This is a genomic window from Paraburkholderia azotifigens (genome assembly GCF_007995085.1).
Classification (GTDB): domain Bacteria; phylum Pseudomonadota; class Gammaproteobacteria; order Burkholderiales; family Burkholderiaceae; genus Paraburkholderia; species Paraburkholderia azotifigens.
In genome coordinates this window covers 1,491,066-1,516,814 of the sequence record NZ_VOQS01000003.1, presented here as the reverse complement: position 1 = coordinate 1,516,814, position 25,749 = coordinate 1,491,066, and the positions used below count along the sequence as shown (strand labels likewise).

Here is a 25,749-nt window from a genome sequence, read left to right as displayed (position 1 = left end):
CGATACGAAATCGCGGACGCCAGCGCAGCAAAGATCAAAAGACCAAAAAAGCAATGAATGGCGACTGCGTCGCAGACAACAAAAACTACAAACCTCTAGCGAGATCCTCGCGAATATCCCTTGCACTCTCAAGCCCGACAGCCAACCGGATCAACCCTTCCGTAATCCCCGCCGCCGCGCGGGCTTCCGCCGTGACACGACCGTGAGTGGTCGTAGCAGGATGCGTAATCGTCGTCCGCGTATCGCCGAGATTTCCTGTTATCGAGCAGATCTTCGTGCCGTCGATCACACGCCACGCATTGGCTCGCATCTCCTCAGGCGTATCGCCCTTCAGTTCGAACGACACGATCGCACCACCCGCCTTCTGCTGACGCTTCGCGATCTCATACTGCGGATGCGACTCCAGGCCGGGATAGAACACTCGCCCAACGGAAGGATGCTGATCGAGCCAACGCGCGATCTCGAGCGCATTCGCCGACTGACGCTCGACACGCAGCGACAATGTCTCCATGCCCTTCAGCAGAATCCACGCGTTGAACGCGGACAACGTCGGCCCCGCGCTGCGCACGAACGGAAACACCTTTTCCATGATGAACTGTTTCGAGCCGACCAGCGCGCCGCCAAGCACGCGCCCCTGGCCGTCGAGGAACTTGGTCGCCGAATGCATCACGACGTCCGCACCAAGCTTAAGCGGCTGCTGCAGCGCCGGACTGCAGAAACAGTTGTCGACGACGAAAAGCGCATTCGCCGACCTGGCGATCTTGCTGATCGCTTCGATGTCCGCAATCTCCGTCAGAGGGTTCGACGGCGTTTCCAGGAAGAACATCTTCGTCTCGGGACGTACGGCATTTTTCCAGGCGTCGAGATCGGTCGGATCGACGAAGGTCGTCGTGATGCCGAATCTGCTGAAGATCTGCGAGAACATGCCGAGCGTCGAACCGAACAGACTCTGCGAACTGACGAGGTGATCGCCCGCCTGCAACGCCGACATCACCACCGACATGATCGCGCTCATTCCCGAGGCCGTCGCCATGCACGCCTCGCCGCCCTCAAGCGCCGCAAGGCGCTCCTGGAACATCGTCACGGTCGGATTCGTGAAGCGCGAGTACGTGTAATAGTCTTCGGATTTCGCGAAGCGCTCGGCGGCTTCCGCGGCACTCGCAAAGACGAAGCTCGACGTCAGAAAGAGCGCCTCGGAATGTTCGCCGAAATCGCTGCGCAATGTTCCCGAGCGAACCGCGAGCGTGTCGAAGTTGAGTGAGTCGTCCATAGTCGTTCGGTTCCGTTTTCAGATCGCATGCGTGAGCAACAAAAAAGCCCGCTTTGCATAAGCATAAGCGGGCTTCGTGTGCGGGGCGAGCCGAGGCTCGCGCGCCGACGACCTGTTACTCGACCGACAATTGCAGGTGCAGTTGCGAACGTGCAGCGCCGCCGTCGATCGCTTCGCTCGCCGCATCACGGTCCGATTGCGCGGACGGCGCGAGACGCGCGGATTCGATGCGATCGAGATATTCCGTCGTCACGTCGCCCGTGATGTAGTTGCCGTCGAAGCACGACGCCTCGAAGTCCTTCAGCGCCGGGTTGATGTCGCGCACCGCGTTCTTCAGCGCATCGACGTCCTGATAGACGAGGAAGTCGGCCCCGATCAGACGCGCCACTTCTTCGTCCGAGCGGTCATGTGCGACGAGTTCGCTGCGCGTTGGCATGTCGATGCCGTACACGTTCGGGAACTTCACGGGCGGCGCCGCCGACGCGAAGATCACCTTGTTCGCGCCCGCATCGCGCGCCATCTGCACGATTTCATGCGAGGTGGTGCCGCGCACGATCGAATCGTCGACGATCAGCACGTTCTTGCCCTTGAACTCGATGCCCATTGCGTTCAGCTTCTGGCGCACGGACTTTTTACGCACCGCCTGGCCCGGCATGATAAAAGTGCGGCCCACGTAGCGGTTCTTGAAGAAGCCTTCGCGGTACTCGACACCGAGCTTCGCTGCGACCTGCATCGCCGCGGGGCGCGACGAGTCCGGAATCGGCATCACGACGTCGATTTTTACGTCCTCCGGCAGTTCCCGCAGGATCTTTTCGGCCAGATAGTCGCCCATGCGCAGACGCGCGTTGTAGACGGGCACGCCGTCGAGCACCGAATCCGGACGCGCGAGATACACGAGTTCGAAAATGCACGGGTTCAGGCTTGCGTTCGGCGCGCACTGCTGCGCGTGGAAGTTACCGTCGAAGTCGATGAAGATCGCCTCGCCCGGCGCGACGTCGCGCACGAATTCGAAGCCGATGCCTTCGATCGCCACCGATTCCGATGCGAGCATCCATTCCGTGCCCGACGCCGTTTCCAGCTTGCCGATACACAGCGGACGAATGCCGAACGGGTCACGGAAACCGAGCAGACCATAGCCGGAAATCAGCGACACGATCGCGTACGAACCACGCACGCGGCGATGCACGCCCGACACCGCCTTGAACATCGCGGCGGGATCAAGTTGCAGGCCCGAGCTCGCCGTCTGCACTTCGTGCGCGAGCACGTTGAGCATCACTTCGGTGTCGGAATTCGTGTTGATGTGGCGGCGATCGACGCGGAACATCTCGTCTTTCAACTGCTGCCAGTTGGTCAGGTTGCCGTTGTGCGCGAGGATGATGCCGAACGGCGCGTTCACGTAGAACGGCTGGGCTTCTTCTTCGCTCGACGCGGAACCGGCCGTCGGATAACGCACCTGGCCGATGCCGCTCGTGCCGGGCAGGCTGCGCATGTTGCGCGTGCGGAACACGTCGCGCACCATGCCGTTCGCCTTGTGCATGTGGAAAGTGTTGCCGTCCGCCGTGGCGATGCCGGCTGCGTCCTGACCGCGGTGCTGCAGCAGCAGCAGGCTGTCATAGAGCAACTGGTTGACGGGAGACTGGGAAACTACGCCTACGATGCCGCACATGGCATGTCCTTCAAAGGGTACGAAATTCGATCAGTGCGGCCTGCCTGGGAGACAGCCGCGCGCGCCGTGGTCCTGCATGCTTCACCATCGGCCCGCCTTGTCATCCGCCTTCGCCCTTTGCGTGCAACGATCGTTACACGTGGACGTAGGCGGCGAGCGTTTCGGGAAGCAGAGGCTTTAACTCTCGCACGCCCTGCTCGGCGTATGGCCGCAGCAGCGCGTTGCGCCAGAATTCCTGTTTGGGCAGTTCGGTCAAGCCAGCGAGGGCGACCAGAATCAGCACCAGTATGACCCCGCGTACGAGGCCGAACATCAGTCCAAGCGAGCGGTCAACTCCGCCCAGCCCCGACACCTGCACCAACCGGCTCAGCAGCGCGTTCGCCACGCTCGCCACCAGGATCACGCCGATGACGATGGCCGCAAACGCGATCAGCCACTGCGTCAGCGCGCCGCCCGGCAAGCTCGCCGGGACGAAGGGCACCAGTAGCCCCACGAAGCGCGCCGCCACCAGAAACGCTACGACCCAGCCGATCAGCCCGAACACCTCGGACAAAAAGCCGCGCCAGCCGCCGCGCAGTGCCGACAGCCCGATCACCGCCATTACAGCGTAGTCGAACGCGGTGAACATCGCCGGATTACTGCGCAGTGCCGTTGTTCGCACCCGACGACAGACCAGCCTCGCGCACCTTCGCGATGGCCGCCGACGCCGCCGCACGATCCGCGAACGGACCGGCGCGCAACAGGGTGCGGGTGGAGCCGTCGGCCTGCTTGCGACGCTCCGTATATGCGGGCACGCCCGCCGCTTTCAACTTGTTCGCCCACGTGTGCGCGCTCGCGTCGTCCTGGAACGCGCCCAACTGGACCGCGAAGCGGCTGCCCGGAGGCGCCGCGGGTGTGCCCGTCTCGGCGCCCGAGGCCGCTGCTTGCGCCGTCTGAGTCGCTTGCGTCGATGCGGGTTTCTGTTCAGGTTTTGCCGCGGGCTTCGCTTCGGCCTGCGGCTTTGCCGCGGGTTTGGCTGCCGGCGTGGGCGTGTTGTTCGCGACGACGGCGGGTGCCTGCGGCTTCGCCGGCGTCATCGCGATCGGGGCGTTCTTGCTGTCGCTGCCGCGTTGCGACGCGACGGCGCCCGACGCTGCCGTACTTGATGCCGCCGGAGCGAGCCCCGAAGCCGCCAGCGCAGCCTCAGGCGCGGCCGGATTGTCCGGTGCAACGCCCGCTTGCGTGTCGGCGTCTTCGGACACGTGCGATTTCGGCAAGGGGCGATTCGGAATGTCGATGGAAATGTCGTCGGTGACGGGCTTCGGATGCGAATCCAGCACCATCGGCAGAATCACGACGGCTGCGATAACCAGCGCAATCGCGCCGACGAGGCGACGTCGCGCGCGCTGCTTTTCAGGGAGCGTGGGGTCGAGCAGCATCGCGTCGGCGTCGCCGGAACGCTCCGTGCGACGGCTGCGCCGTTCAACCCGTTCCGCGCGCTCAGCGCGCTCGGCACGACTACCGCGACTGGAACTGGAATTTGCGCCGCGCCGCGTAGGTGCGTCGTCTTTCTTGCCGAACGAGAAAATACCCATGAATGGCTTGGTTCGAGGCCCGCGCGTTCAGTGCTGCTGCGATTTACGGTAGGCCATCACGCCTGCAACCGTATAGAAACTGCCGAAAACCACGATTCTATCATTTTCGGAGGCTCGTTTTAGCGCATCCTGGAAAGCTTCTGCAGGCGTTGCGAAACGCTGGACGCTGTTGTCCGGGCCATCGGCGACGCCCGCATCGCGCAACGCGGTGTGCAGTTCTTCAGCGCTCGCCGCCCGCGGCGTCGGCAGATCGGTCACGTTCCAGTGATCGATCTCGCCCTTCAGATGGCTCAGCACGCCCGCGATGTCCTTGTCTCGCATCGAGCCAAATACCGCATATGTGTACGGAAAATAGCCCATATTGCCGAGATTTTGTCCCAGCACGGCGGCCGCATGCGGATTGTGGCCAACATCCAGGACGATCGACGGCTTGCCAGGCAGCACCTGGAAGCGCCCCGGCAGTTCGACGTTCGCGAGCCCGAGGCGAATATCCTGCGCCGACACGGGCAGCCGGTCGCGCAATGCTTCGAGTCCCGCCAGCGCCGCCGTCGTGTTGATCAGCTGATTCGCGCCGCGCAGCGCCGGATATGCGAGCGCGGAGCGGCGCATCGACGGTCCGATGTAGCTCCACTGCTGTCGCTCGTTGCCCGGCTGCGCTTCGTAGTGGAAATCGCGTCCGAACAGCCACAAGTCAGCGCCGATCTTCTCTGCGTGATCGATCAGCGTTTGCGGCGGAACCGGGTCGGCGCAGATGGCCGGTTTGCCCGCTCGGAAAATACCCGCTTTCTCGAACGCAATTTTGTCGCGCGTATCGCCGAGGAAGTCGGTGTGATCGATGTCGATGCTGGTGATGATCGCGCAATCGGTATCGAGAATATTGACGGCGTCGAGACGCCCGCCCAGCCCTACTTCGAAAATCACCGCGTCGAGGCCGCGCTCCGCGAACAGATGCATGATCGCGAGCGTCGTGAACTCGAAATAAGTCAGCGAAACAGGCTCAGGCAGCGAGCGACGCGCCTTTTCGACCGCTTCGAAATGCGGCAACAGGTCCGCGTCCGCCGCCATTTCGCCGTTGATCCGCGCGCGCTCGTTGAACGACAGCAGATGCGGCGACGTATGGCAGCCGACGCTGTAGCCGGCGCGCAGCAGGATCGATTCGAGAATCGCGCAGGTGGAACCCTTGCCGTTCGTCCCGCCGACCGTGATCACCGGACACGCAAACGACAATTGCAACGCGTCGCGCACCTTACTGATACGCGCAAGACCCATGTCGATACCGACGGGATGGGCGGATTCCAGGTGCGTGAGCCACGCGTCGAGAGTGGGGAAAGTGGTCATCTGAAAAACTGGCAGTGCGGATCGGAATTATCCTAGAAATGACAACGCGCCGCTTGAAACCTTCTCGCGGCGCGTTGGCTTTTTCCGACTCACCGCGCGGCAGGAGGCGCGGCATCAAGACGTTTAGGCGACTGCGTCCGCCGGCTGGCGCGTCAGCAGCGCCATCAGTTGCGCGAGTTCTTCGCGCAGCTTGCGGCGGTCGACGATCATGTCGATCGCGCCCTTTTGCAACAGGAATTCGGCGCGCTGGAAGCCTTCCGGCAGCTTTTCGCGCACGGTCTGCTCGATCACGCGCGGGCCGGCGAAGCCGATCAGCGCCTTCGGCTCGGCAATCACGACGTCACCGAGGAACGCGAAACTTGCCGACACGCCGCCCATCGTCGGGTCGGTCAGCACGGAGATGAACGGCAGCTTGGCTTCGGCAAGCCTGGTCAGCATCGCGGTGGTTTTGGCCATCTGCATCAGCGACAACAGGCTTTCCTGCATCCGCGCGCCGCCCGAGGCAGTGAAGCAGATGAACGGCACCTGCTGCTCGAGCGCATTCTGCGCGCCGCGCGCGAAGCGCTCGCCGACCACGGAACCCATCGAGCCGCCCATGAACGCGAACTCGAAGCACGCCACGACGACCGGCAGCGTGTGGATCGCGCCGCCCATCACCACCATGGCGTCGGTTTCGTCGGTCTCGTCCATCGCCTCTTTCAGGCGATCGGGATACTTGCGGCTGTCCTTGAACTTCAGCGCGTCGACCGGCAGGATTTCCTGACCGATCTCATAACGGCCTTCCGGATCGAGCAAGCCGTCGAGCCGTTCGCGCGCGCCGATCCGCATATGGTGGTCGCACTTCGGGCAGACGTGGAGATTGGCCTCGACGTCGTTGCGGTACAGCACCGCTTCGCACGACGGGCACTTGATCCACAGCCCTTCCGGAATGCCCTTGCGGCTCTTCGGGTCGGTTTGCTTGATTTTCGGCGGCAACAGTTTGTCGAGCCAGCTCATGATGATTCCTTCCAGGGTCCACGATACGAACGACGGCGCAGCAGAAACTGCGCCGTCATACTAACCGCGACAAAAATGATGTTTATCGGGCAGTCGCGCCGATGCTGTCGAGTGACTGACGAATTTCGCTGATGAAGTTCGTCAGTTTGGCGGCAGCGGATTCGGGTGCTGCTTCTTCGAGCAATTGCACGATACGGCTGCCGATCACGACGGCATCGGATACTTCGGCCACAGCGCGCGCGGATTGCGCGTCGCGAATGCCGAAACCGACGCCCACCGGCAGCGGTACGCGCGACTTGATGGCCGGGATTTTACTCGCGATGCTCAAAACGTCCAGATTTGCAGCGCCCGTCACACCCTTGAGCGATACATAGTAGACGTAACCGGACGCGATTTTACCAACCTCTGCGATCCGCTCGTCCGTCGACGTGGGCGCGAGCAGAAAAATTGGATCGATCCCGGCCGCCTTCATCTTTTCAGCGAAGTTAGCTGATTCTTCCGGCGGATAGTCGACAACCAGCACGCCGTCGACGCCCGCATCTTTCGCCGCTGCGGCGAATGCATCGGCACCCATGCGCTCGATCGGGTTGGCGTAGCCCATCAGCACGACGGGCGTTTTGTCGTTGGTTTCGCGGAAGCGCTTGACGTCGGCCAGCACGTGCCGGAGCGACATGCCCTTCGCCAGCGCGCGTTCCGACGACTGCTGGATCACGGGACCATCGGCCATCGGGTCGGAGAACGGCACGCCGAGCTCGATGACATCGGCACCGCCCTTCGCGAGTGCATGCATGAACTCGACCGTGCGCGCCGGATCGGGATCGCCGGCGGTCATGAACGGGATCAGACCTTTCTTGCCCTGCGCGGCCAGCGCCGCGAACGTGGATTGAATACGGGACATGGAATTTTCTCGAAGTCGATAACTGCGCCTGTCAGGCCTGGGCCGTTGGATCGGCGATGACGGCCTTGCTGCGACGAGGAACGGGCGGAGGCGGATTTGCCGCCAGGCTGACGCGTTCTCGCGCTATTGCACAGTAACTTTCGTTGATCTCATAGCCGACGAATTCGCGCTTCTGACGGGCGCAAGCGACGGCCGTCGTGCCGCTTCCCATGAAGGGATCGAGCACGCGGCCACCCGGCGGACAACTGGCCAAGACCATCCGCTCGACGATTTCGAGCGGTTTCTGGGTCGGGTGATCGACCCGCTCGGCATGCTGCCGATGCAGGCGGGACACGGACCAGACGTCCTTCGGGTTGTAGCCGAGCTCCAGCCACTTGCTTCCTTCGAACAACTTGCGCGAACGCGCCTTCTTCGTGACGGCATCGTACGGGATGCGGACGGGATCGAGGTCGAAAAAGTAGTCTTTCGACACCGCGAAATAACCGATATTGTCGTGCACCGACGTGAAACGGCGCGTCGTGCCGCCCATGCTCGGCACGCGCCGGTCCCAGATGATCTCGTTGATCATCAGGAGCCTGCTCTTCAGAAAAACGAAGATTTCCGGCGCGTACTGCCACGTGCAGAAGATGTACAGCGAACCCGACGGCTTGAGCTTGGGAATGGCGAGATCGAGCCAGTCACGCGTCCAGGCGAGAAAATCCTCGCCCGAGCGCATGTCCGAATCGTTGCCATAGTCCTTGCCAAGGCCATAGGGTGGATCGGCGACGATCAGATCGATCGAGCCGTCCGGCAGGTTCGCTGCATCGGTCAGAAAATCGCGGTTAAGGAGCTGGATGCCGGCCGGCACGGCCAGCAACGACGCGGCATCCAGCCGTTGCGCGGCCTCGGCGACGCCGGCTTCGGCGTCGCCATTCAGCGCGGGCGGCTGCGGCTCCTCGAACTCGTCGCGCATCGTCGCGGGGCTCAGAACTGGATGCCCGATCGCTCGGCGACCGTGTGCATGTCCTTGTCGCCGCGGCCCGACAGGTTCACCAGAAGGATTTTGTCCTTCGGCAAGGTCGGCGCGAGCTTCGCCGCGTACGCGAGCGCGTGACTCGACTCCAGCGCGGGAATGATGCCCTCGATGCGGCAGCAGTCGTGGAACGCCTTGAGCGCTTCTTCGTCGGTGATGCCGACGTATTCGGCGCGTCCGCTGTCCTTGAGCCACGCGTGCTCGGGACCGACGCCCGGATAATCGAGGCCCGCCGACACCGAATGCGTCTCGATGATCTGGCCGTTCTCGTCCTGCAGCAGATACGTGCGGTTGCCGTGCAGCACACCCGGGCTGCCGCCGATCAGCGACGCCGCGTGACGGCCCGTGTCGATGCCGTCGCCGGCCGCCTCGACGCCAATCAGCTTCACCGATTTGTCGTCAATGTACGGATAAAAAATACCCATCGCATTCGAACCGCCGCCAACGCACGCGATCACGGCATCCGGCTGACGGCCCGTCAGTTCGGGCATCTGCACCTTGCATTCGTCGCCGATCACGCGCTGGAAGTCGCGCACCATCATCGGATACGGATGCGGACCCGCCACCGTGCCGATGATGTAGAACGTGTTCTCGACGTTCGTGACCCAGTCGCGCATCGCTTCGTTCAGCGCGTCCTTCAGCGTGCGCGAGCCGGATTCGACGGGCACGACGGTCGCGCCGAGCAGCTTCATCCGGTAGACGTTCGCAGCCTGGCGGCGCACGTCTTCCGCGCCCATGTACACGATGCATTCCATGCCGAAGCGCGCCGCGATGGTCGCCGTCGCCACGCCGTGCTGGCCCGCGCCCGTTTCCGCGATCACGCGCGGCTTGCCCATGCGCTTCGCGAGCAGCGCCTGGCCGATCACGTTGTTCACCTTGTGCGCGCCCGTGTGGTTCAGGTCTTCGCGCTTCAGATAAACCTGCGCGCCGCCGAGCAGTTCGCTCCAGCGTTGTGCGTGATAAACGGGGGAAGGACGACCGACAAAGTACTTCAGTTCGCGCTCGTATTCGGCGATGAAGTCCGGGTCTTTGGAGAATTTCTCGTAGGCATCGCGCAGTTCGTCAAGCGCGTGCACGAGCGTTTCGGCGACGAAGACGCCGCCATATTGGCCGAAATGGCCACGTTCATCGGGTAAGTTGTACATATTCCGTCACTCTTCTCAGCTTGCCGCGCATCGCATCAGATGCACAGCGCGGCCTGGAAATCACCGGGCGTCCGCGTCGCGCACCGCGCGCACGAACGCCGCCATCCGGGCGTGATCCTTCACGCCCTTTGCGCCAGACACTTCGATGCCGCTTGAGACATCGACCGCGTACGGGCGCACACGATGAATCGCATCACGTACGTTTTGCGTGTTCAACCCACCACTCAAAACGGCCCGACGCGCGAGCTCTTCTGGAATAAGTGACCAATCGAAGACCTTCCCGCCGCCGCCATAGCCCTCGACATGCGTGTCGAACAGGAGACCACTGGCGGCCGAATAGTTAAGCGCCGATTTTACCAAATCGGCCGGCTCAGTATCAGCCGCAACGCGCAAAGCGCGCAACCAAGGCAAACCCGCAACACCCGCCAGCTTTTCGCACTGCTCGGGCGTTTCGTCGCCGTGAAACTGGAGCATCGTCAGCGGCACGTTGCAGATGACGTCGCTGAACCACTCGGGCGTTGGATTCACGAACAACCCGACTACCGACACGAACGGCGGGATATCGCGCGTCATCTCGACGGCCTGCGCCACGCTAAGCGCGCGCGGGCTAGGCGGATAGAACACGAGGCCGATCGCATCGGCGCCCAGGTCGATGGCATGGGCGACGTCGGTGGCATTGCCAAGCCCGCACAGCTTGATGCGCGTGCGGCGCGGCACGGCGCTGGCATCGGACAAAACGTTTTCGGTTTGGGTGTCGGCGGAAGTCATGAGTCGGTCCAAACGGTACTCCACGGCACGCTGCCCGCCTGCGGCGCAGGCACGGCAAACGTCTCAGGATAGCCCACTTGAGCAAGATACAGCCCGTCGGGCATGAAAGTGGGCGCGGCGCGATTCCGGTCGCGGCCCTGCAGGACTTCCACGAGCCACGTCGCGGGATAGCGCCCGCGGCCGACTGCGACGAGACAGCCCATCAGGTTGCGCACCATATGATGCAGAAACGCGTTGGCGCGGAAGCGAAAATGGATGAAGTCGCCCTGCGGCCGGATGTCGATCTGATACAGATGCTTGACGGGCGTCTTCGCCTGGCATTCCGACGACCGGAACGCCGAGAAATCGTGTTCGCCGATCAGGCAGGCCGCCGCTTCGCGCATCGCGTCGACGTCGAGCGGCGTGTGGATCCAGCCGGCGCGGGTCGCGAGCATCGGCGAACGCACGGGATGCACGTACAGCGCGTAGTAGTAAGTGCGCTCGAAAGCCGAAAACCGCGCGTGAAACGCTTCGGACATCGGCTTGGCCCACTGCACGGCGACGGTAGACGGCAAGAACGCATTCGTGCCGCGCACCCACGAAAAGTCCGTGCGGTCGAGTTCCGTATCGAAATGCACAACCTGCCCAAGACCGTGGACGCCCGTATCCGTGCGCCCCGCGACGACCGTCTGCAGCGGCGTCAGCGCGAACTCGCGCAGCGCCCGTTCGAGCGTGTCCTGCACCGTCTTGCCGTGTGGCTGCGACTGCCAGCCGCAAAACGCGGCGCCGTCGTACTGAACGCCGAGCGCAATCCTCGTCATCACGAAAGCGGCGCGAGCGTCGACAGCAACGCGCGAGCGTCGGCGCGCGAGTCGGCATCGTTCGACTCGATGACTTCGTTGATCAGCGTCCGCGCGCCGACCACGTCGCCGAGATCGATGTACTCCGCGGCGAGATCGAGCTTGTTGCGAGCGATGCGCGCGATCTCGGCCGGCGTGAACGAAGGCACGGCCTGCGCCGGCGACGGCGGCAGTTCGAGGTCGAAATCGAGCTTCAACGCGCCAAAGCGCGACGCGCCCAGGCCCGCAACGGCGGCCGCGCCCGCCGTGCCGGCGATGATTTCATCGGCGGCAGCAGGCGCTTGCGGCGCATGCGAAGGCACCGCCTGCTGCGCGGTGATTTCGGGCGCGACGACGGGCTGCGTCGCCAGCGAGCCCAGCGTCGTCACGACAGGCGCAGCCGACGCGAACGGTTCGGTGCGCGGCGGCAGCGCGAAATCGTCGATGCTGTCGAGCGCGCGCATGGCCTCGCGCGGGAATTCGTCCGGCACGGCGGGTTCCAGCGGCGGTGGCGCGCCGAGCGGCAGCGAACTCGGTTCCGTTGCCTCGCCTTCATCTTCGGTGTCGGCGTGCGTCTCGCCGACTGTGTCAGGCAGTGGCTCGATCAGCTGTTCGTGCTGCGCAGCCGGCTCGACATGGCTCAACTGGATGGGCGGCGCGGCGGGCGCGATGGGCTGCTCGAAAGTCGGCTCGAGCTGCGCCGAACCGGCCGCTGGCCCGAGGTCGAGCACGAAGGGCTTCGACTTCGCACCCGGCTCCTCGTGCGGCGCGCCGATCGGCTCGACGAAATGCGGCTCGACCGGTTCGTGGATCGGCGTTTCATCGAGCGACAGTTCAGCGGAAGGCGCGGCCACGGCTTCGTTGTGCGTCAGTTCCCGTTCACGGGCGGCCTGTTCGAGTTCTGCCGCTTCGACGGCACGTGCTTCCTCACGCGCCGGATCGAGCGATTCGCGCGGCAGCGCGTCGGCGCCGAGTGTCGAGGCGGCGTCAAGCGCGGCTTCGGCGGACGCGGTATGGAACGTTTCCGGCTTGGGGTTGGTTTCGGTCTCGTGTTCCGGCCCGGTCGAGCTTGCTGCTGCCTCGTAGGCCGCAGCCGCCACGGCGGGCGCGCTGACACCGTGCGATTCCGGTGCAGGCTGCGTCTGCGCCGCCGAAGGCGCTTCGTCGCGCGGTGCAACGGCAAACGGCTCGGCAGCAGCGGGCACGACGGGCGGCGTCTCATCCTCGCGCGTAATTTCCGCGCTCGCCTCCTCCTGCACACGCGCAGCTTTCCGGCGTCGGCGCATTGTCAGACCGGCCAGCAGCGCCACGAGCGCAGCGCCGGCGATGCCCGCGGCAGCCAGATATTCCTGCGGGATTCCAGCCGGCTGGCTAGTGGACGGTGCCGCTGACGGCGCAGCGTGAGCCGGTGCGCTGGCGCCCGGCGTCGCGTTCGAAGGCTGCGTCGCGGCCGTTGCAGGCGCGCCGTTTTCATTCGGGCCCGGCTGCTTGCCGATGCCGTGCTTCTGCAATTCCATCAGTACGCGATTCTTCAGGGCCAGCAACTGCTGCAAGCTCGACGGACGCGCCTGCGACGCCGGCTGCCCGTTGTTTGCAGCGAGCGCACTGGGCGACGTCGCGGCGGGCTCGCTGCCCTGGATGGATCCCGTGTACGAATGCGTGCCGCTCGCAGCGGAAGCCGACGGAGCGGCAGCGCCGCTCGCCGGCTGCGCGCCGGCTGCGGGAGTGGAAGAGGTCGCCTCTGCTGTCGCCGGTGCGCTGGCGCCTTGCGTGGCGGGTGTTGCCGTTGCCGTTGCCGTTGCCGTTGCCGTTGTCGTCGCAGCCGCCGACGATGCACCCGCTCCAGCCGCAGCGCTCACGCCAGCAGCCGGTGCAGCAGACGACGTCGCGGCAGAAGCACCGTTACCGCCCGCAGTCTGCGCGGCCGAATCAGACGCCGCAGAAGCAGCCGCTGCCCCGCCGACTGGCGCACCCGTAGTATCGACGGATGGCAGGTTCAGGACGGCACCGAGCCTCAGACGGCTCGGATCGTGCCCCATGAAAGCATTAGGATTCGCGTCGAAAATCGCCTTTGCCGCGCGCGCGAGCACGGTGCGATCGTGCGATTGCGTCATCGCAATCGCGGCGTCGTTCAACGATTGCCCCGGCTGAACGGTGAATTGCGCGCCGCCGGCATTGACGCCCGCCGGCGCGCTCGCGGCCGAAGCGGCGCTGGCCGCGCCCGTGGCCGCAGTCTGCGCGTAGCTCCCGGCCGGGATCGACAGCGCGCCGACGAATGCGATTGCGACAGCCGCCGCAATCCGCTGCGAGCCGCTACGTGTGGCGGCTTGAAGAATAGGGAATCGGGCCGTCATCGGGACCTTTCGTGCGCGGTCGTGCGGCGCATGCGTAGAAGTGTTGGCGACAAGATTCTGAAATGCACAATAAAAAAGCGCCGCGAAATCGCGACGCTTTTGGGAGTTTTGAACGCGTCGATCAGCTAACGCGTTAGTTTACTTTACTTGTCGAGCAGAATGCGAAGCATACGACGCAGCGGCTCGGCAGCGCCCCACAGAAGCTGGTCGCCAACCGTGAATGCGGACAGGTATTCGCCACCCATCGCCAGCTTGCGCAGACGGCCGACGGGAACCGTCAGCGTGCCCGTCACGACTGCCGGCGACAGATCGCGGATCGACGCTTCGCGCTCGTTCGGCACGACCTTCACCCAGTCGTTCGCCGAGGCGAGGATGCCGTTCACTTCGTCGAGCGGCACGTCCTTCTTGAGCTTGATGGTCAGCGCCTGCGAGTGGCAGCGCATTGCGCCGATACGCACGCACAGACCGTCGACGGGGATCGAACCCGGCTGGCCCATGGCCGGCTTGCCGAGAATCTTGTTGGTTTCCGAGCCGCCCTTCCACTCTTCCTTCGACATGCCGTTGCCGAGATCCTTGTCGATCCACGGAATCAGCGAGCCGGCGAGCGGTACGCCAAAATGATCCGTCGGCATGCGGTCGCTGTTCATGGCCGACAGCACGCGGCGGTCGATGTCGAGAATTGCCGACGACGGATCGGCGAGGTCTTCCTTCGCCGAACCGTACAGCGTGCCCATCTGCTGCAGCAGTTCGCGCATGTTCTGCGCGCCCGCGCCCGATGCGGCCTGATACGTCATGGCCGTCATCCAGTCGACGAGGTTTTCGCGGAACAGGCCGCCCAGCGCCATCAGCATCAGGCTGACCGTGCAGTTGCCGCCGATGAAATTCTTCTGGCCCTTGACCAGCGCGTTCTTGATCACGTCGAGGTTGACGGGATCGAGAATGATGACGGCGTCATCCTTCATGCGAAGCGCCGAGGCCGCGTCGATCCAGTAACCGTCCCAGCCCGCTGCGCGCAGCTTCGGGAACACTTCGTTCGTGTAGTCGCCGCCCTGGCAGGAAATGATGGCGTCGCACTTCTTCAGGTCGTCGATGCTTGTCGCATCTTTGAGTTTGGTCTCGTTCTTGGCGAACGACGGCGCATTGCCGCCCGCGTTGCTGGTGCTGAAAAACACCGGTTCGATCAGATCGAAATCGCGTTCTTCCTGCATGCGTTGCATGAGGACGCTGCCGACCATGCCGCGCCAACCTACGAGACCTACGTTCATGACTTACCCTTCGAGTGGACACTTCCCCGCAACTTTGCCCGGCGTGACCGCGCGGGGAAGATGGGCGGGCACGACGGACGATCAGCGCTTCGTGATCGTTTTCGGGGTAATCGTTTTGATGGTAATGGCGAGCGCAACCACGCGGGCCGTTTTGCCGCGCAGTGTCGAAATCGAGGTGATTTGAGGAATCGTCGCCATCAGCAGAGTCTACACGAAAACCCGTTTTGTGCGGCGCACGCGCCGCGATTTGCGTGAATCAAGCCCTAAATGAGCCGATTCACGCGGATTCCAGCAAAAAATTACAGCGCGGCGATCACAGCGTCGCCCATCGCTTCCGTGCCGACCTGCTTGCAACCCGGCGTGAGGATGTCGCCCGTGCGATAGCCCTGCTCCAGCACCTTCTTCACGGCGTTTTCGATGCGGTCGGCCTGCTCGGCGCGGTTCAGCGAATAACGCAGCATCATTGCTGCCGAAAGAATCGTGGCGAGCGGATTGGCGATGCCCTTGCCCGCGATGTCCGGCGCCGAACCGTGCGACGGCTCGTACAGACCCTTGTTGTTCTTGTCGAGCGAAGCCGACGGCAGCATGCCGATCGAGCCCGTCAGCATGGCCGCTTCGTCCGACAGAATGTCGCCGAACATGTTGCCCGTGACGATCACGTCGAACGACTTCGGCGCCTTCACGAGCTGCATCGCCGCGTTGTCGACGTACATGTGCGACAGCTCGACGTCCGCATACTCCTTCGACACGTCGATCATGATGTCCTTCCAGAACTGCGACGTTTCGAGCACATTGGCTTTATCCACCGACGTCAGCTTCTTGCCGCGCTTTTGCGCTGCCTGGAAAGCGACGTGCGCGATGCGGCGCACTTCGGGCTCCGCATAACGCATCGTGTCGAAGCCTTCCTTCGCGCCTTCGAACAGGCCGTCCGGCGCCTGACGCACGCCGCGCGGCTGGCCGAAGTAGATGTCGCCGTTCAGTTCGCGGACGATCAGAATATCGAGGCCCGACACGATCTCTTCCTTCAGCGACGACGCGCCCGTCAATTGCGGATAGCAAATGGCCGGACGGAAGTTCGCGAACAGCTGCAGATGCTTGCGCAGACCGAGAATCGCCTGTTCCGGGCGCAGCGCGCGTTCGAGCGAATCGTATTTCCAGTCGCCGACGGCGCCGAACAGGATCGCGTCCGCTTCCTTCGCGAGCTTCAGCGTGGCTTCCGGCAGCGGATGGCCTGCCGCCTCGTAACCCGCGCCGCCGACGGGTGCTTCTTCGAGCTCGAACTTTTCGCCGAGCACGTTCAGCACCTTGACTGCTTCCTTGACGATTTCCTTGCCGATGCCGTCGCCCGGCAACACTGCGATCTTCATGCTTGTTCCTTGTTGGTTTCTATCAGGCTTCAGACGCGCGATGAGCGTTCAGCGCACGAGGCGATTGTTCAGCCACGGCTGCTTCGCGATACGCTCGGCTTCGTACTGGCGAATCTTGTCCGCGTGACGCAGCGTGAGGCCAATGTCGTCGAAGCCGTTCAGCAGGCAGTACTTGCGGAACCCGGCGACGTCGAACGGATATTCGGTGGCGCCGTCCGTCGTGCGCACGACCTGCTTTTCCAGATCGACGGTCAGCTGGAAGCCGTTGAACGCGAAGGTTTCGTTAAACAGATGATCGACCTGCTGTTCCGTCAGCACGATGGGCAGCAGACCGTTCTTGAAGCAGTTGTTGTAGAAGATGTCCGCGAAGCTCGGCGCGATGATCGCGCGAAAGCCGTACTGCTGCAGCGCCCACGGCGCATGTTCGCGCGAGCTGCCGCAGCCGAAGTTCTGACGCGTGAGCAGTACCGACGCGCCCTGATAGCGCGGCTGGTTCAGCACGAAATCCGGATTCAGCGGACGCTTCGAGTTGTCCTGGCCCGGTTCGCCGTGATCGAGATAACGCCATTCGTCGAACGCGTTGGGGCCGAAGCCGGTGCGCTTGATCGACTTGAGGAACTGCTTCGGAATGATCGCGTCCGTGTCGACGTTCTCGCGATCGAGCGGCGCCACGACGCCGGTGTGTACGATGAATTTTTCCATGACGCTTTAGCCTGTTCGAAGCCGGAGGGCGGGCTTTACGCTTGCATGACCGCGCAGGTCACTCACGCCGTCCGGCGAATCAAAAACCGCTTACTTTGCCGCCTTGTCGCTGATCGACCCGCCCAGATGCTGCAGGTCTTCGCCAAAGCCGTGCACCGTGTTGCATCCGGCGAGACCGAGCAGAAGCCCGGCAAGCGTCGCGAGTGCGAATCGGCGCAGAAATGCGATGCGATCAATGTTCATGTTGGGTTCATCCCAGCTTGCGAATGTCGACGAAATGCCCTTCGATGGCGGCAGCCGCAGCCATCGCGGGACTCACGAGGTGCGTGCGTCCGCCCGCGCCCTGACGGCCTTCGAAGTTGCGGTTCGACGTGGACGCGCAACGCTCGCCCGGCTCGAGGCGGTCGGCGTTCATCGCAAGACACATCGAGCAGCCCGGCTCGCGCCATTCGAAGCCCGCTTCCTTGAACACCTTGTCGAGACCTTCGCGTTCGGCTTGCGCCTTCACGAGACCCGAGCCCGGCACGACCATCGCGAGACGGATGTTCGACGCGATGCGGCGGCCGAGTTTCTTGACAACCCACGCGGCGGCGCGGATGTCTTCGATGCGCGCGTTCGTGCACGAGCCGATGAAGATCTTGTCCGGCTTGATCGATTCGATCGGCAGATTCGGTTCGAGCGCCATGTATTGCAGCGCGCGCTCCATCGCACCGCGCTTCACCGGGTCTTTTTCTTTTTCCGGATCCGGCACGCGCCCGTCGATGGACGTGACCATTTCCGGCGACGTGCCCCACGTGACTTGCGGCACGATCTCGGCAGCGTTCAGCTCGACCACGCGATCGAACTGCGCGCCTTCGTCGGACTTGAACTGCTTCCAGTATCCGACGGCCTGGTCCCACTCGACGCCTTGCGGCGAGTACGGACGGCCCTTCAGGTAATCGACAGTCGTGTCGTCGACGGCGACCATGCCGGCGCGCGCGCCCGCTTCGATCGCCATGTTGCAGACGGTCATGCGGCCTTCCATCGACAGCGCGCGAATGGTCGAACCGCCGAATTCGATGGCATAGCCCGTGCCGCCCGCCGTGCCGATCTTGCCGATGATGGCGAGCACGATGTCCTTCGCGGTGCAGCCGCGCGGCAACTGGCCTTCCACCTTCACGAGCATGTTCTTGCTCTTCTTCTGCAGAAGCGTTTGCGTGGCCAGCACGTGCTCGACTTCCGACGTGCCGATGCCGTGCGCCAGCGCGCCGAACGCGCCGTGCGTGGACGTGTGCGAGTCGCCGCAGACGATCGTCATGCCCGGCAGTGTCGCGCCCTGCTCCGGCCCGATGATGTGAACGATGCCCTGACGCAGGTCGTTCATCTTGAACTGCGTGATGCCGAACGCGTCGCAGTTCGCGTCGAGCGTATCGACCTGCAGCTTCGACACGGGATCGGCGATGCCGTGGCTGCGATCCGTGGTCGGCACGTTGTGGTCCGACACCGCCAGATTCGCGCTGAGGCGCCACACGGGGCGCTCCGCCATCTTCAGCCCTTCGAAGGCCTGCGGGCTGGTCACTTCATGCAGCAGTTGACGGTCGATGTAGAGAATAGTCGTGCCGTCTTCTTCCGTGTGGACCACGTGCGTGTTCCACAATTTGTCGTAGAGAGTCTGTGCCATGGTATGCGGGGTTGTAATGACAACGGGCAGTTCGTGTCCGGTCGATTATGCCACGCAGTTGGCTTTCCAGGCTCACCACGCATCGAGAAAACCGATAAAAAACATGGGGTTGGGTGGTAGTGCCGATACCTGTATCGACACTACCCGAGGTGAGCTTCACGCGTTCCGGACGCTCACATCACAGATCGAAACCGGGTTGCGCGCGGCCGAGCGGCGTCAGGTCGCTTTCCGTCGCGCGGCCGGTGAAGCCGGTTTCGAAATGTTCGGACGGAAAGTCCGGCGGGCTCTCTCCGCGCACGAAGCGTGGCAGCTGGCGCTTCAGATATGCCTCCTTCTTCCAATCACATGGACATCCGCCCGCCGACGTATCGCGACCCGCGCTCGATATCCGTCCGCCCTCTCTGGAACGCGTGAAAGCGACACACCGGACGCGCAGGAAATGAGACAGACGCGCCTCAAAAACAAAACACCCCAACGGCGGACCGTCGGGGTGTTTCACTCGATGCGTTCAACGCAAGCGTAGAGCGCTGACGCGCCCTTCGCGCTTTTTTGCTTAGCGCTGAGCGATCGGCTTCGCTTCGCGCGCCGTTTCGCCGATGAACAGCTGACGCGGACGGCCGATCTTCTGCTCGGGATCGGCGATCATTTCGTTCCATTGCGCGATCCAGCCAACCGTACGTGCCATCGCGAAGATACACGTGAACATCGACGTCGGGATACCGAGCGCGCGCTGCACGATGCCCGAGTAGAAGTCGACGTTCGGGTACAGCTTGCGCGACACGAAGTATTCGTCTTCCAGCGCGATCTTTTCGAGCGCCATGGCGAGCTTGAACAGCGGGTCGTCGTGCAGGCCCAGTTCGTTCAGCACTTCGTAGCAGGTTTCGCGCATCAGCTTCGCACGCGGGTCGTAGTTCTTGTAGACGCGGTGACCGAAGCCCATCAGCTTCACGCCCGAGTTCTTGTCCTTCACCTGCTTGATGAACTCAGGAATGTTGTCGACCGAGCCGATTTCTTCGAGCATGTTCAGCGCGGCTTCGTTCGCGCCGCCGTGCGCCGGGCCCCACAGACATGCGATACCGGCAGCGATACACGCAAACGGATTCGCGCCCGACGAGCCTGCCAGACGCACCGTCGACGTCGACGCGTTCTGTTCGTGGTCAGCGTGCAGGATCAGGATGCGGTCCAGTGCGCGGACCAGCACTTCGTTGACCTTGTACTCTTCGCACGGGTTCGAGAACATCATGCGCATGAAGTTCGCGCTGTACGACAGATTGTTCTGCGGATACACGAACGGCTGGCCGATCGAGTACTTGTACGCCATCGCGACGAGCGTGGGCAGCTTCGCGATCATGCGGATCGCCGACACTTCGCGGTGACGCGGGTTCGTGATGTCGAGCGAGTCGTGGTAGAACGCCGACAGCGCGCCGACTGCAGCGACGAGAATCGCCATCGGGTGCGCGTCGCGGCGGAAGCCACGGAAGAAGAACTGCATCTGCTCGTGAACCATCGTGTGGTTCGTGACCGTCTTCACGAACTCGTCCTTCTGCGCCTGGTTCGGCAGTTCGCCCTTCAGCAGCAGATAGCACGTTTCGAGGAAGTCGGCGTTTTGCGCGAGGTTGTCGATCGGGAAGCCGCGGTACAGCAGCTCGCCCTTGTCACCGTCGATGTAGGTGATCGCCGAGTTGCACGACGCCGTCGACATGAAGCCCGGATCGTACGTGAACTTGCCGGTCTGACCGTACAGCTTACGGATGTCGATCACATCCGGGCCCATCGTGCCCTTGTAAATCGGCATTTCAACGCTCGGCGAGTTATCGCTGAACGATAGCGTGGCTTTAACATCTGACGGGGTCATAGCACATCCTCAATCGAAGTATGGAAACAGGGTTTCGATAATTGCACGCCTGGATCAAACTCACCTGCATACGGGCAAAGCTCACACCGTACGCAGCATCTCCAGCACCCGCCTGACATCCGCGTCGGCGAGGTCGCCTTCCGGTTCCTTGCGTGCGAGCAGCAAGTCCATCAGGTCGTTATCGCTCAGTTCGAGCAGGCGCGTGAGCGCGCCCACGTCCGCATCACTGAGATCATGCTCATATCGGCTGAAAAAACGTTCGAAGATCAGATCGTTTTCCAGCAGGCCGCGCCGCGCACGCCAGCGTAGGCGCGCGCGGCGAAGGGGGTCGGACTGATGTAGCTCGTCCATGTCAGTACGCGAAGGGCCGCTCCCGAGCGGACTGACCGCCCCCTCGGGGGGCAGCGAACGCCAGAGAGCGTGGGGGTTGTTCATCTCAGACCGTCCGGCGCACCATCAATTCCTTGATCTTGCCGATCGCCTTCGTCGGGTTGAGACCCTTCGGGCACACGTCGACGCAGTTCATGATCGTGTGGCAACGGAACAGACGGTACGGATCTTCCAGGTTGTCCAGCCGCTCGCCCGTCGCCTCGTCGCGGCTGTCCGCGATGAAGCGATAGGCCTGCAGCAGGCCCGCCGGGCCCACGAACTTGTCCGGATTCCACCAGAAGCTCGGGCACGACGTCGAGCAGCTCGCGCACAGAATGCACTCGTACAGCCCGTCGAGCTCGTCGCGCTGTTCCGGCGACTGCAGACGCTCTTTCTCCGGCGGCGGCGTGTCGTTGATCAGGAACGGCTTGATCGAGTGATACTGGTTGAAGAACTGCGTCATGTCGACGATCAGGTCGCGCACCACGGGCAGCCCCGGCAGCGGACGCAGCACGATCTTCTGCGGCAGATCGTTCAGGTTCGTCAGACACGCCAGACCGTTCTTGCCGTTGATGTTCATCGCGTCCGAGCCGCACACGCCCTCGCGGCACGAGCGCCGGAACGACAGCGTCTCGTCCAGTGCCTTGAGCTTCACCAGCGCGTCGAGCAGCATGCGCTCGTGCGAGTCGATCTCGAGCTCGTACGTCTGCATGCGCGGCGCGGCGTCCTTGTCCGGGTCGTAGCGGTAGATTTCGAATGTACGCTTGGCCATTGTGTGGGGTCCTTTGTGCTTTGGAAGCTACGCGCTTAGAAGGTTCGTGCCTTCGGCGGCACCGATTCGACCGTCAGCGGGTTCATGTGCACCGGCTTGTAGTCGAGGCGGTCGCCTTCGCTGTACCACAGCGTATGGCGCAGCCAGTTCTCGTCGTCGCGATGTTCGAAGTCGTTCTGCGCGTGCGCGCCACGGCTTTCCTTGCGCGCCTCGGCCGACACCATCGTCGCGCGCGCCACCTCGATCAGGTTCTCCACTTCGAGCGCTTCCACGCGCGCCGTGTTGAACACCTTCGACTTGTCCTTCAGGTGGATGTTGCCCACACGTGCGGCCACTTCGCGAATGCGCTCGACGCCTTCGGCCAGCAGCGCCGACGTGCGGAACACGCCCGCGTGCTTCTGCATCGTCGAACGGATGTCGTTGGCCACGTTTTGCGCGTATTCGCCCGAGCTCGAGCTGTCGAGCTTCGCCAGACGCGAGAGCGCGAAATCGGCGGCATCAGCCGGCAGCGGCTTGTGATCCTTGATTTCCTTCACATGCTTGACGATGTGGTTGCCCGCCGCGCGGCCAAACACCACCAGGTCGAGCAGCGAGTTCGTGCCCAGACGGTTCGCGCCGTGCACCGACACGCACGAGCATTCGCCCACGGCATAGAAGCCGTTGATCGGGTCTTCGTGGCCCTTCGCGGTGCCAACCACCTGACCGTGGATGTTCGTCGGAATGCCGCCCATCTGGTAGTGGATGGTCGGCACGACGGGAATCGGCTCCTTGATGCAGTCGACGTTCGCGAACTTCAGCGCGATTTCGCGGATCGACGGCAGACGCTTCATGATCGTCTCGGCGCCGATGTGCGACAGGTCGAGCAGCACGTGGTCCTTGTTCGGACCCACGCCACGGCCTTCCTTGATTTCCTGGTCCATCGAGCGCGAGACGAAGTCGCGCGGCGCCAGATCCTTCAGCGTCGGCGCGTAGCGCTCCATGAAGCGCTCGCCGTTCGAGTTGCGCAGAATGCCGCCCTCGCCGCGCACGCCTTCCGTGATCAGCACGCCCGCGCCCGCCACGCCCGTCGGGTGGAATTGCCAGAATTCCATGTCCTCGAGCGGGATGCCCGCGCGGGCGGCCATGCCGAGGCCGTCGCCCGTGTTGATGAACGCATTGGTCGACGCCGCGAAGATCCGGCCCGCGCCGCCCGTGGCGAACAGCGTGGTCTTGCCTTCGAGGATATAGACGTCGCCCGTTTCCATTTCGAGCGCGGTCACGCCGAGCACGTCGCCGTCGGCGTCGCGGATCAGGTCCAGCGCCATCCACTCGACGAAGAAAGTGGTCTTCGCCGCGACGTTCTGCTGGTACAGCGTGTGCAGCAGGGCGTGGCCGGTACGGTCAGCGGCCGCGCACGCGCGCTGCACGGGCTTCTCGCCGTAGTTCGCCGTGTGGCCGCCGAACGGACGCTGGTAGATCGTGCCGTCCGCGTTGCGGTCGAACGGCATGCCGAAGTGTTCCAGTTCGTAGACGGCGTTCGGTGCTTCGCGGCACATGAACTCGATCGCGTCCTGGTCGCCGAGCCAGTCGGAGCCCTTGATCGTGTCGTAGAAGTGGTAGTGCCAGTTGTCTTCGCTCATGTTGCCGAGCGAGGCGCCGATGCCGCCCTGTGCGGCGACGGTGTGCGAACGCGTCGGGAACACCTTCGAGAGCACGCACACGGAGAGGCCCGCGCGCGCAAGCTGCAGCGAGGCGCGCATCCCCGAGCCGCCCGCGCCGACGATCACCACATCGAACTTGCGACGCGGCAGGGAATTCTTGATTGCAACCATGCTTTTACACTCTCCAGAGAATCTGCGCAGCGTAGCCCGCACACGCGAGCAGCCAGACGATCGTCAGCGCCTGCAGCAGAAGCCGCGTGCCCACGGGCTTGATGTAGTCCATCCAGATGTCGCGCACGCCGACCCACGCGTGATAGAACAGCGACAGCAGCGTGACGAACGTGGCCAGCTTCATCCATTGCGTGGCGAAGATGCCCGCCCAGCCGTCGTAAGAGAATGCCTGCGCGCCGAAGAACCATGCGAGCAGGATGACGGTGTAGACGGCCATGATCACGGCCGTGATGCGCTGCGCGAGCCAGTCGCGCAGACCGTAGTGCGCGCCCACGACGAGGCGCTTCGAGCCAACCCGGTTATTTGCGGACATGTTTTAGAAAGCTCCGAACAGTTTGAGCGCGAAGGCGATCGTCAGGATCGACGACACGGCGAGCACGACCACCGACGTGTTCTTGCCGCGTTCCTTCGTGACGGCGTCGTGGTTCATGTCCATCAGCAGATGGCGCACGCCCGCGCAGAAGTGGAACAGGAACGCCCACGCCAGCACCAGCGTGATCAGCTTGACGATGATGTTGGACAGGAAGCCCTTGAACACCTCGAAGCTCAGTTCCGAAGTCAGGCTCTGGTCGAAGAGGTAAAGCAGGAACGGAAGGAAGATGAACAGCAGCCCGCCGCTCACGCGGTGGAGAATCGACACGCGCCCCGCCAGCGGGAGACGGTATGCCGTCAATATCTGCCCGATACCGATGTTCCGGAATTCCGGCCTCGGTTTTTTTACGGCTTCTGCCATGCTAGACCCCTACTATGTAGTCACACTAATCCGCAATTTTAGCGCCTTTTCTTTTCGCGCTGCAGCGTAACACTGCTCGAGAAAGCGCGCCGCGAAGCACGCATCAAGGCACTTGCAAGCCTTGCCGCAAGCCCACGGCAACGCCTCTTCGTTCAACTCAAATCGTTTTGATAGTAATACCCGGTCGTGACATACCATCCTCGACGAACTTCAACGGGACGGTCACCATAGGTATAGGACACGCGCTCTACGGACAGCAACGGAAATCCTGCCGGCACGTGCAGAAGATCTGCGACGGCCGGGTCCGCGGCCACGGCGCGAATCTTCTCCGACGCGCGGATCATGCGCGTGCCGAACTCGGTTTCGAACATCGCATAGAGCGGACCCTTGTACTCCGACAGGCGCTCGAGCGTCAGTCCGCGAAACACGCCGCCCGGCAGCCAGATTTCATCGAGCACGGTGTCTTCGCCGTCGAATGTCAAAAGTCGCTTGATCAGCACGACGGGATCGGCCGGCTTCAGATCCAGCTGCCGCGCGATGTCCGCCGACGCACGCAAGCGCCGGCATTCGAGCAGCCGGCTGATGTGCGGATGTTCGGCGCCGTCGTCGGCGAGAAGACGGAGAAAGCGAAACTGCGCGCGCTCTTCGTTGTGCGTAGCAACAAAGGTGCCTTTACCCTGACGGCGCACCAGCAGGTTGTCCGCGGCGAGTTCGTCGATCGCCTTGCGCACGGTTCCCTGACTGACCTTGTAACGCGCGGCCAGTTCGACTTCACTAGGAATGATCTCGCCGGGCTTCCACTCGCCCGTCTCGAGGCTCTGCGTAATGAGCGCCTTGATCTGCTGATAGAGAGGGCTGAAGGTCGGAGACGGAGCCGGCGCGGAGGCAGACGCAGCGTCACCCGCGCCCGACGCGCCGGGAGGGTTTGCTGTGCTGGCCGGGTTCGAATTCATGCGCGCATTTCAACACAAAGCGCCTCGCGCCGTCCAGATTTTTTACCGCAATAATTATGTCTTATATAAGACATATGATACGGTTGACTTTGTGTCGCCCGACTTCTACACTCCTTGGCGAGCAAGGGTTTGCGGGTTGTGCCACGCATTTTTGACACCGCTTTATGTCAACGGCGTGATGCACCGAAAGGCCACCCTGCATCACGCTGTTCCCTCACGCAGTTCAGGTTTCGCTTCGCCCTGCATTGCCCGACACGTACGCCGCAATGCCCCGCCGAAACGCGCTGTTTGCAGGAGCCCGCGCCATGCAGCGGCCCGAAGTTGCGTCGATCGTGGCGTCCGCGCCCGCACGGAACGTTACAG

Annotated in this window: 24 protein-coding genes and 1 pseudogene; all 25 read right to left on the bottom strand. The window is 63.2% G+C overall.

Annotated features, from left to right (window positions below; translation table 11 throughout):
• Nucleotides 1–85: 85 nt before the first annotated feature.
• Nucleotides 86–1,270, bottom strand: coding sequence for an O-succinylhomoserine sulfhydrylase (locus FRZ40_RS24040; protein ID WP_028370703.1), 1,185 nt, complete (start codon nt 1,268–1,270; stop codon nt 86–88).
• A gap of 115 nt (nt 1,271–1,385) precedes the next feature.
• Nucleotides 1,386–2,936, bottom strand: a complete 1,551-nt coding sequence (purF, locus tag FRZ40_RS24035) for an amidophosphoribosyltransferase (RefSeq protein ID WP_147235817.1) — start codon at nt 2,934–2,936, stop codon at nt 1,386–1,388.
• Nucleotides 2,937–3,069: 133 nt separating this feature from the next.
• Nucleotides 3,070–3,564 carry a CvpA family protein gene (locus FRZ40_RS24030; protein ID WP_147235816.1) on the bottom strand — a complete coding sequence of 165 codons (495 nt, stop codon included), beginning with the start codon at nt 3,562–3,564 and terminating at the stop codon, nt 3,070–3,072.
• A gap of 7 nt (nt 3,565–3,571) precedes the next feature.
• Nucleotides 3,572–4,510, bottom strand: coding sequence for an SPOR domain-containing protein (locus FRZ40_RS24025; protein WP_028370700.1), 939 nt, complete (start codon nt 4,508–4,510; stop codon nt 3,572–3,574).
• Nucleotides 4,511–4,537: 27 nt separating this feature from the next.
• Nucleotides 4,538–5,848: a bifunctional tetrahydrofolate synthase/dihydrofolate synthase gene (gene folC / locus FRZ40_RS24020; protein WP_147235815.1), complete on the bottom strand. Its 1,311-nt coding sequence runs from the start codon at nt 5,846–5,848 to the stop codon at nt 4,538–4,540.
• A 123-nt stretch (nt 5,849–5,971) separates the two neighbouring features.
• Nucleotides 5,972–6,844 carry an acetyl-CoA carboxylase, carboxyltransferase subunit beta gene (gene accD, locus FRZ40_RS24015; protein ID WP_028370698.1) on the bottom strand — a complete coding sequence of 291 codons (873 nt, stop codon included), beginning with the start codon at nt 6,842–6,844 and terminating at the stop codon, nt 5,972–5,974.
• A gap of 82 nt (nt 6,845–6,926) precedes the next feature.
• Nucleotides 6,927–7,742: a tryptophan synthase subunit alpha gene (gene trpA / locus FRZ40_RS24010; RefSeq protein ID WP_147235814.1), complete on the bottom strand. Its 816-nt coding sequence runs from the start codon at nt 7,740–7,742 to the stop codon at nt 6,927–6,929.
• Nucleotides 7,743–7,773: 31 nt separating this feature from the next.
• Nucleotides 7,774–8,694 carry a DNA-methyltransferase gene (locus FRZ40_RS24005; RefSeq protein WP_147235813.1) on the bottom strand — a complete coding sequence of 307 codons (921 nt, stop codon included), beginning with the start codon at nt 8,692–8,694 and terminating at the stop codon, nt 7,774–7,776.
• A gap of 11 nt (nt 8,695–8,705) precedes the next feature.
• Nucleotides 8,706–9,899, bottom strand: coding sequence for a tryptophan synthase subunit beta (gene trpB, locus FRZ40_RS24000; protein WP_028370695.1), 1,194 nt, complete (start codon nt 9,897–9,899; stop codon nt 8,706–8,708).
• Between the two features lie 60 nt (nt 9,900–9,959).
• Nucleotides 9,960–10,667, bottom strand: a complete 708-nt coding sequence (locus tag FRZ40_RS23995) for a phosphoribosylanthranilate isomerase (protein WP_147235812.1) — start codon at nt 10,665–10,667, stop codon at nt 9,960–9,962.
• On the bottom strand, nt 10,664–11,467 hold the full coding sequence (gene truA / locus FRZ40_RS23990) for a tRNA pseudouridine(38-40) synthase TruA (RefSeq protein WP_028370693.1): 804 nt from the start codon (nt 11,465–11,467) through the stop codon (nt 10,664–10,666). The genes FRZ40_RS23995 and truA overlap by 4 nt, the downstream gene beginning before the upstream one ends.
• Nucleotides 11,467–13,839, bottom strand: coding sequence for a FimV/HubP family polar landmark protein (locus FRZ40_RS23985; RefSeq protein WP_147235811.1), 2,373 nt, complete (start codon nt 13,837–13,839; stop codon nt 11,467–11,469). Before FRZ40_RS23985 ends, truA begins: the two co-directional genes overlap by 1 nt.
• Before the next feature lie 143 nt (nt 13,840–13,982).
• Entirely contained in the window at nt 13,983–15,104 is a 1,122-nt protein-coding gene (gene asd / locus FRZ40_RS23980) for an aspartate-semialdehyde dehydrogenase (protein WP_028370691.1), read from the bottom strand.
• Between the two features lie 299 nt (nt 15,105–15,403).
• Complete coding sequence (gene leuB, locus FRZ40_RS23975) at nt 15,404–16,471, bottom strand: 3-isopropylmalate dehydrogenase (RefSeq protein ID WP_028370690.1); 1,068 nt, start codon at nt 16,469–16,471, stop codon at nt 15,404–15,406.
• A gap of 48 nt (nt 16,472–16,519) precedes the next feature.
• Nucleotides 16,520–17,173, bottom strand: a complete 654-nt coding sequence (leuD, locus tag FRZ40_RS23970; RefSeq protein WP_147235810.1) for a 3-isopropylmalate dehydratase small subunit — start codon at nt 17,171–17,173, stop codon at nt 16,520–16,522.
• Between the two features lie 90 nt (nt 17,174–17,263).
• Complete coding sequence (locus FRZ40_RS23965) at nt 17,264–17,416, bottom strand: entericidin A/B family lipoprotein (RefSeq protein ID WP_028370688.1); 153 nt, start codon at nt 17,414–17,416, stop codon at nt 17,264–17,266.
• Between the two features lie 7 nt (nt 17,417–17,423).
• Nucleotides 17,424–18,833, bottom strand: coding sequence for a 3-isopropylmalate dehydratase large subunit (leuC, locus tag FRZ40_RS23960; RefSeq protein WP_147235809.1), 1,410 nt, complete (start codon nt 18,831–18,833; stop codon nt 17,424–17,426).
• A 178-nt stretch (nt 18,834–19,011) separates the two neighbouring features.
• Nucleotides 19,012–19,197: pseudogene (locus FRZ40_RS46165) on the bottom strand (YbiU family protein); the annotation flags it as partial.
• 189 nt (nt 19,198–19,386) lie between these two features.
• On the bottom strand, nt 19,387–20,688 hold the full coding sequence (gltA, locus tag FRZ40_RS23950; RefSeq protein WP_147235808.1) for a citrate synthase: 1,302 nt from the start codon (nt 20,686–20,688) through the stop codon (nt 19,387–19,389).
• Nucleotides 20,689–20,769: 81 nt separating this feature from the next.
• Nucleotides 20,770–21,039, bottom strand: a complete 270-nt coding sequence (locus FRZ40_RS23945) for an FAD assembly factor SdhE (RefSeq protein WP_028370159.1) — start codon at nt 21,037–21,039, stop codon at nt 20,770–20,772.
• 85 nt (nt 21,040–21,124) lie between these two features.
• Nucleotides 21,125–21,829, bottom strand: a complete 705-nt coding sequence (locus FRZ40_RS23940) for a succinate dehydrogenase iron-sulfur subunit (RefSeq protein ID WP_028370158.1) — start codon at nt 21,827–21,829, stop codon at nt 21,125–21,127.
• A gap of 35 nt (nt 21,830–21,864) precedes the next feature.
• Nucleotides 21,865–23,640 carry a succinate dehydrogenase flavoprotein subunit gene (gene sdhA, locus FRZ40_RS23935; RefSeq protein ID WP_028370157.1) on the bottom strand — a complete coding sequence of 592 codons (1,776 nt, stop codon included), beginning with the start codon at nt 23,638–23,640 and terminating at the stop codon, nt 21,865–21,867.
• Between the two features lie 4 nt (nt 23,641–23,644).
• Nucleotides 23,645–24,013, bottom strand: a complete 369-nt coding sequence (gene sdhD, locus FRZ40_RS23930) for a succinate dehydrogenase, hydrophobic membrane anchor protein (protein WP_028370156.1) — start codon at nt 24,011–24,013, stop codon at nt 23,645–23,647.
• Nucleotides 24,014–24,016: 3 nt separating this feature from the next.
• Complete coding sequence (gene sdhC, locus FRZ40_RS23925) at nt 24,017–24,433, bottom strand: succinate dehydrogenase, cytochrome b556 subunit (RefSeq protein ID WP_147235807.1); 417 nt, start codon at nt 24,431–24,433, stop codon at nt 24,017–24,019.
• A 152-nt stretch (nt 24,434–24,585) separates the two neighbouring features.
• Nucleotides 24,586–25,386, bottom strand: a complete 801-nt coding sequence (locus FRZ40_RS23920; RefSeq protein WP_028371449.1) for a GntR family transcriptional regulator — start codon at nt 25,384–25,386, stop codon at nt 24,586–24,588.
• Nucleotides 25,387–25,749: the final 363 nt, after the last annotated feature.

Coding starts and splice junctions, on each gene's coding strand:
- FRZ40_RS24040 (WP_028370703.1), bottom strand. CDS start 1,270: ATGGACGACTCACTCAACTTCGACACGCTCGCGGTTCGCTCGGGAACA.
- purF (WP_147235817.1), bottom strand. CDS start 2,936: ATGTGCGGCATCGTAGGCGTAGTTTCCCAGTCTCCCGTCAACCAGTTG.
- FRZ40_RS24030 (WP_147235816.1), bottom strand. CDS start 3,564: ATGTTCACCGCGTTCGACTACGCTGTAATGGCGGTGATCGGGCTGTCG.
- FRZ40_RS24025 (WP_028370700.1), bottom strand. CDS start 4,510: ATGGGTATTTTCTCGTTCGGCAAGAAAGACGACGCACCTACGCGGCGC.
- folC (WP_147235815.1), bottom strand. CDS start 5,848: ATGACCACTTTCCCCACTCTCGACGCGTGGCTCACGCACCTGGAATCC.
- accD (WP_028370698.1), bottom strand. CDS start 6,844: ATGAGCTGGCTCGACAAACTGTTGCCGCCGAAAATCAAGCAAACCGAC.
- trpA (WP_147235814.1), bottom strand. CDS start 7,742: ATGTCCCGTATTCAATCCACGTTCGCGGCGCTGGCCGCGCAGGGCAAG.
- FRZ40_RS24005 (WP_147235813.1), bottom strand. CDS start 8,694: ATGCGCGACGAGTTCGAGGAGCCGCAGCCGCCCGCGCTGAATGGCGAC.
- trpB (WP_028370695.1), bottom strand. CDS start 9,899: ATGTACAACTTACCCGATGAACGTGGCCATTTCGGCCAATATGGCGGC.
- FRZ40_RS23995 (WP_147235812.1), bottom strand. CDS start 10,667: ATGACTTCCGCCGACACCCAAACCGAAAACGTTTTGTCCGATGCCAGC.
- truA (WP_028370693.1), bottom strand. CDS start 11,467: ATGACGAGGATTGCGCTCGGCGTTCAGTACGACGGCGCCGCGTTTTGC.
- FRZ40_RS23985 (WP_147235811.1), bottom strand. CDS start 13,839: ATGACGGCCCGATTCCCTATTCTTCAAGCCGCCACACGTAGCGGCTCG.
- asd (WP_028370691.1), bottom strand. CDS start 15,104: ATGAACGTAGGTCTCGTAGGTTGGCGCGGCATGGTCGGCAGCGTCCTC.
- leuB (WP_028370690.1), bottom strand. CDS start 16,471: ATGAAGATCGCAGTGTTGCCGGGCGACGGCATCGGCAAGGAAATCGTC.
- leuD (WP_147235810.1), bottom strand. CDS start 17,173: ATGGAAAAATTCATCGTACACACCGGCGTCGTGGCGCCGCTCGATCGC.
- FRZ40_RS23965 (WP_028370688.1), bottom strand. CDS start 17,416: ATGAACATTGATCGCATCGCATTTCTGCGCCGATTCGCACTCGCGACG.
- leuC (WP_147235809.1), bottom strand. CDS start 18,833: ATGGCACAGACTCTCTACGACAAATTGTGGAACACGCACGTGGTCCAC.
- gltA (WP_147235808.1), bottom strand. CDS start 20,688: ATGACCCCGTCAGATGTTAAAGCCACGCTATCGTTCAGCGATAACTCG.
- FRZ40_RS23945 (WP_028370159.1), bottom strand. CDS start 21,039: ATGGACGAGCTACATCAGTCCGACCCCCTTCGCCGCGCGCGCCTACGC.
- FRZ40_RS23940 (WP_028370158.1), bottom strand. CDS start 21,829: ATGGCCAAGCGTACATTCGAAATCTACCGCTACGACCCGGACAAGGAC.
- sdhA (WP_028370157.1), bottom strand. CDS start 23,640: ATGGTTGCAATCAAGAATTCCCTGCCGCGTCGCAAGTTCGATGTGGTG.
- sdhD (WP_028370156.1), bottom strand. CDS start 24,013: ATGTCCGCAAATAACCGGGTTGGCTCGAAGCGCCTCGTCGTGGGCGCG.
- sdhC (WP_147235807.1), bottom strand. CDS start 24,433: ATGGCAGAAGCCGTAAAAAAACCGAGGCCGGAATTCCGGAACATCGGT.
- FRZ40_RS23920 (WP_028371449.1), bottom strand. CDS start 25,386: ATGAATTCGAACCCGGCCAGCACAGCAAACCCTCCCGGCGCGTCGGGC.